Genomic DNA, 8,309 nt, shown 5'->3' on the forward strand with positions numbered 1-8,309 from the left:
AATTTGCGCACCCTACCGGGCTTGGTCGATTAATTGGAGTCTGTCCCCTATTGTCCTGGTCGATTAATTGGAGTCTGTCCCCTATTGTCCGGGGCTGAGCGATTACGGTCGTGCCGCACCAACTCCTACAAAAGAGTGCAGACATCACCGCCATTTGCCCACGGGGGTTTGTAGGGTGTGAAACGCAACGCGTTGCGCACCACCAGGCGAATCAAGCACGTCGGCACGACAGGATTCCGCGTGCGCAAAGAAAAGAATTTGCGCACCCTACCGGGCTTGGTCGATTAATTGGAGTCTGTCCCCTATTGTCCTAATGGCCAGGTCAGCATCACTGTCTTGGTCATGCGTCCCCCGTGCTCGACTCCCGAAGAGTATGGCGCTGTTAACACCAAATCGAACAGGCACTAAACCAATAAAGCGACGTACAGCAATTTCTGTAGTGTGATCAATGGAGGGCATTTTTAAACTCAGCGTATTCCAGCCGCCGTGGGAGGGTGGCGCCAAGAGGCTCTTTGTTGAGGTAATTTCTTCTTGGGCAAAATGGGCACCGACTTGGAGTCAGAGATCCATTCTAAGCCCATACTCGTGTCGGGATCAATACGAAAACGTAACGGTTTGAGCCGTTGCAGATGCTGTTATCCGGTTTTATCGCGTCACCCGACAGCGGTTCAGGAAGATGTCTGAAGAGTGGCGTATTCATTGGCTCTCCAGGGATTGCCGTAGATCAGGTCAGCACCAGCTGCTGAAAATCAGCGCTTCTCCAGCACTTCCGGCAGCTTCGATAAAATCGGCGTGTCACTCACCGGTTGCCCGCTTTCGAGCCGATAGAGCCAGGCCAGCAACTCTGCAACGGCGATATAAAGCTGCGGGGGGATGCGCTGATCGAGGTCGATCTGCATCAGCAGCGATACCAGTTCCGGCGATTCGTGCACATAAACGCCGTTTTCACGGGCACGCGAAATGATCTGCTGGGCGATCACGCCGCGCCCTTTGGCCACCACGCGCGGCGACGCGTCGGTCTGGGTCTGGCTGTAGGCCAGGGCGACGGCGCTCTTCAGTGGATCATGATCCGGCTTGGCCATCTAGCGTGAAGGTCGCGAAAGCGACTCTCGAATCTCCCCTCGCCCACTTGTGGGAGAGGGGCTGGGGGAGAGGGAGCGGGAAACGGGCAGGACTTTCATGATTTTGGGCGACTTTCAAAGTCATGCCCGTCAGTGCTTTCGCTCGCCGCGCCAACGCCCATCGAGGCCAGCGACAGACCGGCTTCATCAAACTGGCTGCGCAGCGCGACGCCCGAGGTGCGCATCAAGGTCCGTGTTTCGGCACTGCCGGCGGTCATCGCCAAGGTGATCTGGTTGCCTTGCAGCCTGATCTGCGCATCGACTTCGCCCAAGTTCGGCAGCGTCAAGTGAAGTCGCGTCGACCACTTCGGGGCGCTTTCGTCACCTTCCTGCGTATCACGAGCGGCATTTTCGTCAATCTCCCAGCGCATTTCCTGTCCTGGCCAAACCTGCCCTTGCCAGGAAAAATTTTGCGTCGCCAAGGCCTCCAGTTGCTGCTGGACGATAGGCTGCGCTTGCGGGGCCACCAACTGGCCTGGCGTCTGGGTGGAAACCGGCTTGCCGGCATCGGTGCCGGTGCTCTGTGTTTGCGCTACGTCAGCGGCAAAGCGAGGAGCAAGCGTCGGCTCGCCATTCGGCACTGTCACCGTCACCGTGCTCGCCTTGATGGCTTGCTCACCAGAGCCTGCCGGAGTTGTTAATTTCAGGAGTGCTGCATTGGCCGGCTCATCGACCAGAGTGGCGGCCGGTGTAGCGGCTGTAGCGGCTGTAGCGGCTGTAGCAGGTGAAGCTGGTGCAGCAAGGGAGGCCGGCATATTGAACGCCGAAGGTAACGACAGCTTCCCCTGTGGCTCCTGCAACAGCGCCGCCTTTGCAAAACGCCCCTGGACCCATTCCGCCTGATGCGATTCGTAAAACATGCCGCTCTGCGTGATCGCCTGTTTAAGCAGTGGCAGCAAGTCCTGCGCGCTGCTCGGCGGGGTACCGACGATCGGCTGGTTGCCATTGAGCGGCAGCGCAGTCGGGCCACCCTTGGCCTCTTTTGCACCCGAAAAAAGCGAGCTGATCAATTGCCCGGTACGGCTCAGCGTGGCCGGGGATGAATCGGCCATCGGCTTGCCGCCTTCCCCCCCCGGGCGGGAGAGAACAGCCAGCGCCAGCTTGCCATCCGATTCGGTAACTTGCAGCTCGAGCGCATCGCCACTTTTGGCCGAAAAAGGCAAGGCCAGGGTGATACTGCGCTGGTTGATCATCGCCCGGTAAGTGCCATTGGGCATCATGCCCTGAATTTCTGCCATCACCTTCTGGCCTGCTACCAGACCGGAGAGTTTGTCGGAGATTTCCTGCGCCGGCGCAACCGGGCGCAACGACGTGTCAGCGGAAACCTGCAGGCGACTGGCGACGTCGGCGGGGATCATCGCAGGCGCTTAAACAGTGGCCGGCTTATCCAGGCGCAGCAGAATCTTTACATGTTTCTGCCAGACTTGAACTTGCTCGACAATGTCAGTATTTTCGCGCTCGATTTCCACGATGATCTCGGCGATGCGGCGTGCCAAAGCGGGATCAATCAAAGGTGATTTTGATGATATCGTCGGCAAGGCCGCAACCATCTGCGTTCTTTGTAATTCAAGCCTGGTCAGCTCATCCCAATCTTGTGCGTTTGTCGCTAAAAACATTTGATGAGTCAAATCGAGCACGGCCAGATACTGGCGTTCAATCTCCATGGTTTACGCGGCGGCCTGCGAACCGGGCGTTGGGGCGATCAAGGCCCAGGCCGACTGCAATTCGCCCAAGAGCTGGTTGGCCTCATCAAGGGCCGCCAGGTTGTTCTTGAGGTTGGCCCAGAGCAGGCGACGGCTGATGTATTCATAAAGCGAGGCCAGGCGCTCCGCCAGTTCTCCACCGGCTTTGACATCCAGGCTCGCCCGCAGACCATTGTCGATGATATCGATAGCCTTTGAAATGGCGGCGCCTTTTTGGGCGATTTCTTTTCGCTCCATGTGCGCCCGCGCCATCCAGATGGCCGTGCGTGCGCCGTCGAAAAGCATAAGAATCAGACGGTGCGGATCCGCCGTTTCAACGGCGATATCGGTGCTGACTTGCGCATAACTGGCGACGGGGCTGCGGCTCATGCCAAACATGGTAGTTATCCTGAAATTATTGATTACTTACTGAGCGCGGCATTAAGATTTGCCAGGCCGGTTAGTTGTGTTGTCAAGTAAGTGCTGGTGCTCTTCATGCCGGCGATCAGTGTATCAAGCGAGGTAAATTGTGCGCGATAGCGTGTTTCGATGGCGTTCAGTCGTAACGTAAGCCGTGCTTGATCTTTAGTGTTATTCGCGATCAGGCTGTTCGCCCCGCTGATTGCCGATGTGATGGTGCCGTTTGTGCCAGCCAAGGCGGTATAGGTGGTCTGGAATGCCGATCCGGCTTTTGAAACCATTCTCGCCACGCTCGAAAAGTCGGCACTGATTGCGCTATTCAACTTGGTCGTGTCCAGCGAGAGCGTGCCATCTTTGCCGACCGATACGCCGATGTCGGAAAGGCGCTGGTAAGCCGAGTTCCCCCCACCGGTAATGTTGAACAACTGGTTGCGCACCATGCTCTGCGCATTACGCAAGGTGCTGTTTCCTTGCAGGGCACCGGCTACTTTCGTCGTTATATTATAGGCACCCAGGGTGCTCATGGTTGTGGCCGCACTGTTATAAGCGGAGACAAAACTGGTCAGTGCCGCTGTCAGCTTCGTCGTATTGTCATTGCTGACCGTAAACGTGGTTGGCGTAGTCGTCTCTTTGGTCAGGTTCAGCGTTACGCCTTCGATCATGCCAGTAACCGTATTGCTTTTGCTGCTGCCGGCAATCCCGTTAATGGTAAAGACTGCGTCCTTGGCCTGTTGGCCACCGGCAGTTTCCAAAAGGGTATCAGTAGTAGAGCCGGTCGGGGTGTAGTCAAATTCCGCGAGGCCAGACAACTGCATGACGCTGGATGAACCCGTCTGCTTGCCAGTGAGCACCAATTGGGCACCTGCCGAGCCGACAACGATGGAAGCGGTCATGTCGGCACCCGAGGCGTTGATCGCGTCACGCAGTCCGCCCAAGGTGTTATTGCTGCTATCAATGGTGATCGTTTTGGTGCGCGCCGCGTCCGCAGCGTACGCCGCGCCAGCGATTGTGCCAAATTCAATCTTCAAACTGCCTGTGCCGATCGTCGTGCTGGCGCTGCTGCCTGTGCCATAGCCTGGCGTCACCAGGCGGTGCGCCTGTGCCAGGTTGGTGACTGTCAGGCTATAAGAGGATGCGGCAGCGCCGGGTTCGGCCGTGGCAGAGGCTATCGTGGAATCGGCCACCGTTGCTTTTTGCGTGATGAATTTGCTGATGACGTCATTGTTAACATTGATGGTAGTTGGCGTAGCCGTTTCTTTGGTCAGATTGAGTGTGACGCCCTGGATAAGGCTGGTAAGAGTGTTGCTCGTACCGCTTCCAGCAACCCCATTGAGCGTAAATGCAGCGTTCGAGGCGGCGGCGGATTCCGCTAGCGTGCCGACGACGGGTGCCTCCGGATTGAAATTGAATTTTGTAGCGTCGGCACCCGTCAGACCGGAAAGTCGCATTACACTGGCGGTGCCGGTTTTTTGGCTGGTCAGCACCAATTGCGAGCTACCGGCTACCGTGACGATAGAGGCGGTTACTTCATGGTTCGTTACATTCGCCGGGTTTTCGTTAATCGCATTTTTAATATCGGTGAGCGTGGCTGATGCTTCAATAGTGACATAGAGTTCGCGGGGGGGGAAAGGTGGTGTGAAGTCCGGCGCTGATGTGTATTGACCAAACTCAATCTTGAGCGTGCCGCTGGCAGCGAGCGGCGTGGTGGCCAAGGCAAAGAACTCTGATCCCAGCGTTTGCGCCTTTGCCAGTTTGCTGACCGTCAGGCTGTAGGAGGCTGTGGTAGATGTGCTGTCCGCTGTGGCATTGGCGATGGCAGCATCGGCCACAGTGGCCTTTGAGGTGCCTGGCGACATCGAATATGCTGCGGTCTGCAGCGCTGAAAGTGCGCTTTTGAGCGAGCCTAACGAGGAAATGCGCGCCAGCGACGACGCTTCTTTTTTCTTTAACTCCAGCATGGGTGCCTGCTCGGCTGTCATCAGACTGGTCAGCAGGGTGTTCAGTTCGAGTCCGGAACCGGTGCCTAGTGAAGATATGGTGGCCATAATGCCTCCCGTTATTACGATTGAACAGGCGTGAGTTTACGCCTTTTGGTGTACCAGTAAACCTTTGAGGCTATCCAGAGCCTTGGCGATGGCCAGCATTTCTTCTGAGGGATACTGCTTGATCACCTCTTTGGTCGCGACATCGATGACCTTAACAATGGTCTTGCCGGAATCCTCATCGACGCTGAATACAAGGTCATTAGTGACCCCGTTGACAAAATCATTGACCGCTTTAACCGCTTTGTCCAGCACCTCACGGCCAGGTGGCACGTCTGACGTTGGCTGCAGGGCCAGTTTGGTAACATTAGCGGCCTCGGCCGGAGCCGAATCGGCTGTGGCCGGTGCCGAATCGGTCGTCGCCGATGTGGATGTGGATGGGGGGCTGGCGCTTTCCGTTGCCTTGCTCTGACGCGGCACAAGGAAGCCAGTGGTAGCGTTACTGCCAAGAGGTTGGATATTCATTGTCGTTCCCAGGGCCTTTAACGGATAAGAGGCGCGCTGGCGTTGCCGCGAGCGCGCCCTGCATTTTATAGTAGGCCGAACAGTCAGCGTATCAGGCTGCCCGGCCACTTACGGTTACTTCAGCAGAGATAATACGCCTTGCGGCAGCGAGTTGGCTTGCGCCAGCATCGCCGTACCGGCTTGTTGCAGAATCTGGCCACGGGTCAGTGCGGCTGTTTCTGTCGCAAAGTCAGCGTCCATAATACGGCTGCGTGAGGCCGCAAGGTTTTCATTGGTGGATGCCAAATTGGATACTACCGAGGCAAAACGGTTTTGGATAGCACCCATGTTTGCGCTCGACGAGGTAACCGAGGCCAGCGCGTTGTCAATGGCGGTCAAGGCCTTGTTGGCACCGTCTACCGTTGAAATATCCACCTTGCTCAGCTCCATGCCGCTGCGACCGGCGCCGTAGGTGCCTACTTTCAGGTTCAGTGCGTTTGTAGTAGCGGTCGTCGATGAACCTGCTCCAATGGTGAAGGCAGTGGCTGAAGATAGCGTGATGGAGCTGATCATTGTTCCTGTATCTTTTTCGCCAGCAGTAACAGCACCAGAAGCAGCAAGCGTAACTAAGCCACCAAGACCTGTGTTGTGAGCAGTTAGTTTGGCTGTCACACCCGATCCCCAATCCGCGAATACTGTAATGTTTCGTCCATCCGCAGCACTGAGGGTGACCCCCTGCGCGTCATCGAGGGTGTCTGTCGCAACCACCCCGGTTTGTCCGGTGATATTATTGATCGCAATGACCGTTGATGCACGATTAGCTGCATTTGAGACAGCTCCCACGGCGAGCGCTGTTGTCACACCGTTGATATTCAGTGTGCCTGTCCCAGAGGTGGCCGTCCCCATGGCGGTGTCGCCTTGAACAACTGTTGCTTGCACTTTCGCACTAACACCTGTTTGATTTGTCAGAGAGTTAATGGCGGCCGCCTTCGAAATACCACTGGCAGATTTCGAGTCAATTCCTCCACTGGTCGTGTATGAGTACGATGCCGAGTCAGATGTGGCTAGCGAAGCAGCTGTCTGCGCGCCATTGATCGTGAAATCACCGGCGGCGAATGCCAAAGCGCCATTGGTTGTCGGAGCAACATACGAGGTGCTGGAAGCATAAGCGGTTTGATTGCTAAAAGTGCCTACCGTCAGTCCGGAATCTTTGATGCCACCTTGCCCAGCAGCACCATTCTTATTCGAGGTGATGGTAATGGCTTTATCTGAGTTGAGCGTAATGGATCCGGTATTATTAGACGTTCCAACAAGGCCGGTGCTGCCTGAAGTTACGTCAGTCAAGGTCGTGATAATGTTGCGCCCATCTGCTGCAACTAGTTGGATTCCGCCCTTGTCCGTTCCGGTATCAACTGCGGTCACGCCGGTTTGATCCTTTTTGGCGTTGATGGCAGTAACCACCGAAGCGCGTGTAGATGCAGTATTGGTTGTTGTATTTAAAGAGATTGCTACATTATTAATAGTTATCGATCCCGACAAAGCCGCTGCAGTCATGCTGCTACCTGCGACTTCCGTCGCATTGATGGTGGCGGTGACACCGCTCAGTGTCGACTTTGCATTGACCGCGGCGGCTCTGGCAATTGAACTGTTAGCTTGAAGTGCCGTAGAAGCAGTATCCTTGGCGGCTTCGGAAGGGCCGATCAAGGTTCCATTAAGGGCGAAAGCACCTTCTGTCAGGCCAGTGCCAGTGTTTCCTGCATTTTGTGCCGTGGTTATCGCGGCGGTTGCGCTGCTGCCGAGCGCTTTTGTGCTGGCGCTATTAATCGAGACGGAGATGGTCTGGCCGGCATTGGCGCCGACCTGGAACTGCTGATTGGTCAGCGAGCCATCGAGCAGTGCCCTGCCGTTGAATGCGGTATTCGTCGAGACAGTCTGGATGTCAGCCAGCAATTGACTCACTTCGGCCTGCATGGCTTCCCGGTCGATGCCGGTGTTGGTGCTGTTGGCCGATTGAACAGTCAACTCACGGATACGTTGCAGGCTGGTGGAGATGGAACTTAAACCGGATTCAGCCGTTTGCGTCAGTGAAATAGCGTCGTTGGCGTTACGTGCGGCCTGCGTGTTGCCGGTGAGCTGCGCGCTCATCCGGCTGGAAATGGACATGCCCGCCGCGTCGTCTTTTGCGCTGTTGATGCGCAGGCCGGAAGAAAGTCGTTGCAGCGCCGTGGTCAAGCCGCTTGACGATTTGGCCAGGTTCTTTTGCGCATTGATTGATGATACGTTTGTGTTGACAACGGATGTTGACATGATGATCTCCTGATCTGGTTTGCCTTCAATTGCCAGCCGTCTGGCGGTTTTGCCCGGGCCAAGACTGCTGCCCTTGTAGCCATTTACGGGCGCCGCGCAGGAAACTTGAGGAGTATTTTTCCTATTTCCTGTGGGCCGGACTGAAGTCCGGCCCACAAAGAAGCGCGCTGGTTTATCGTGTGCGAAACCTTGGCCTGGGCTTTTTAAGCGCGCCGCACAGCACTTCCTTCGGTCGGATTTTCTGCGCGATGGGTTGATTCGGCCCGACCGTAATCGCCCAGCAAGCTGAGCTC

General features: G+C 56.3%; 8 protein-coding genes. All 8 read right to left on the reverse strand.

Translation table 11 applies throughout. The features are described 5' to 3' along the window. Positions 1-267 precede the first annotated feature (267 nt). Positions 268-459, reverse strand: coding sequence for a nucleotidyltransferase domain-containing protein (locus tag ACOYNV_RS23515; protein WP_422902239.1), 192 nt, complete (start codon positions 457-459; stop codon positions 268-270). A gap of 290 nt (positions 460-749) precedes the next feature. After that, complete coding sequence (locus ACOYNV_RS23520) at positions 750-1,082, reverse strand: EscU/YscU/HrcU family type III secretion system export apparatus switch protein (RefSeq protein WP_422902240.1); 333 nt, start codon at positions 1,080-1,082, stop codon at positions 750-752. A 95-nt stretch (positions 1,083-1,177) separates the two neighbouring features. Beyond that, a complete protein-coding gene (locus ACOYNV_RS23525; protein ID WP_422902241.1) occupies positions 1,178-2,479 on the reverse strand; it encodes a flagellar hook-length control protein FliK in 1,302 nt (433 codons plus the stop codon). Positions 2,480-2,488: 9 nt separating this feature from the next. Further along, on the reverse strand, positions 2,489-2,785 hold the full coding sequence (locus ACOYNV_RS23530) for a flagellar protein FliT (RefSeq protein WP_422902242.1): 297 nt from the start codon (positions 2,783-2,785) through the stop codon (positions 2,489-2,491). 3 nt (positions 2,786-2,788) lie between these two features. Beyond that, positions 2,789-3,202, reverse strand: a complete 414-nt coding sequence (gene fliS / locus ACOYNV_RS23535; RefSeq protein WP_422902243.1) for a flagellar export chaperone FliS — start codon at positions 3,200-3,202, stop codon at positions 2,789-2,791. 23 nt (positions 3,203-3,225) lie between these two features. Next, on the reverse strand, positions 3,226-5,268 hold the full coding sequence (gene fliD, locus ACOYNV_RS23540) for a flagellar filament capping protein FliD (protein ID WP_422902244.1): 2,043 nt from the start codon (positions 5,266-5,268) through the stop codon (positions 3,226-3,228). Positions 5,269-5,304: 36 nt separating this feature from the next. Further along, complete coding sequence (locus ACOYNV_RS23545; protein WP_422902245.1) at positions 5,305-5,730, reverse strand: flagellar protein FlaG; 426 nt, start codon at positions 5,728-5,730, stop codon at positions 5,305-5,307. 114 nt (positions 5,731-5,844) lie between these two features. After that, on the reverse strand, positions 5,845-8,016 hold the full coding sequence (locus ACOYNV_RS23550) for a flagellin (protein ID WP_422902246.1): 2,172 nt from the start codon (positions 8,014-8,016) through the stop codon (positions 5,845-5,847). Between the last annotated feature and the right edge of the window lie 293 nt (positions 8,017-8,309).

The organism is Propionivibrio sp., assembly GCF_049316945.1.
GTDB lineage: Bacteria > Pseudomonadota > Gammaproteobacteria > Burkholderiales > Rhodocyclaceae > Propionivibrio.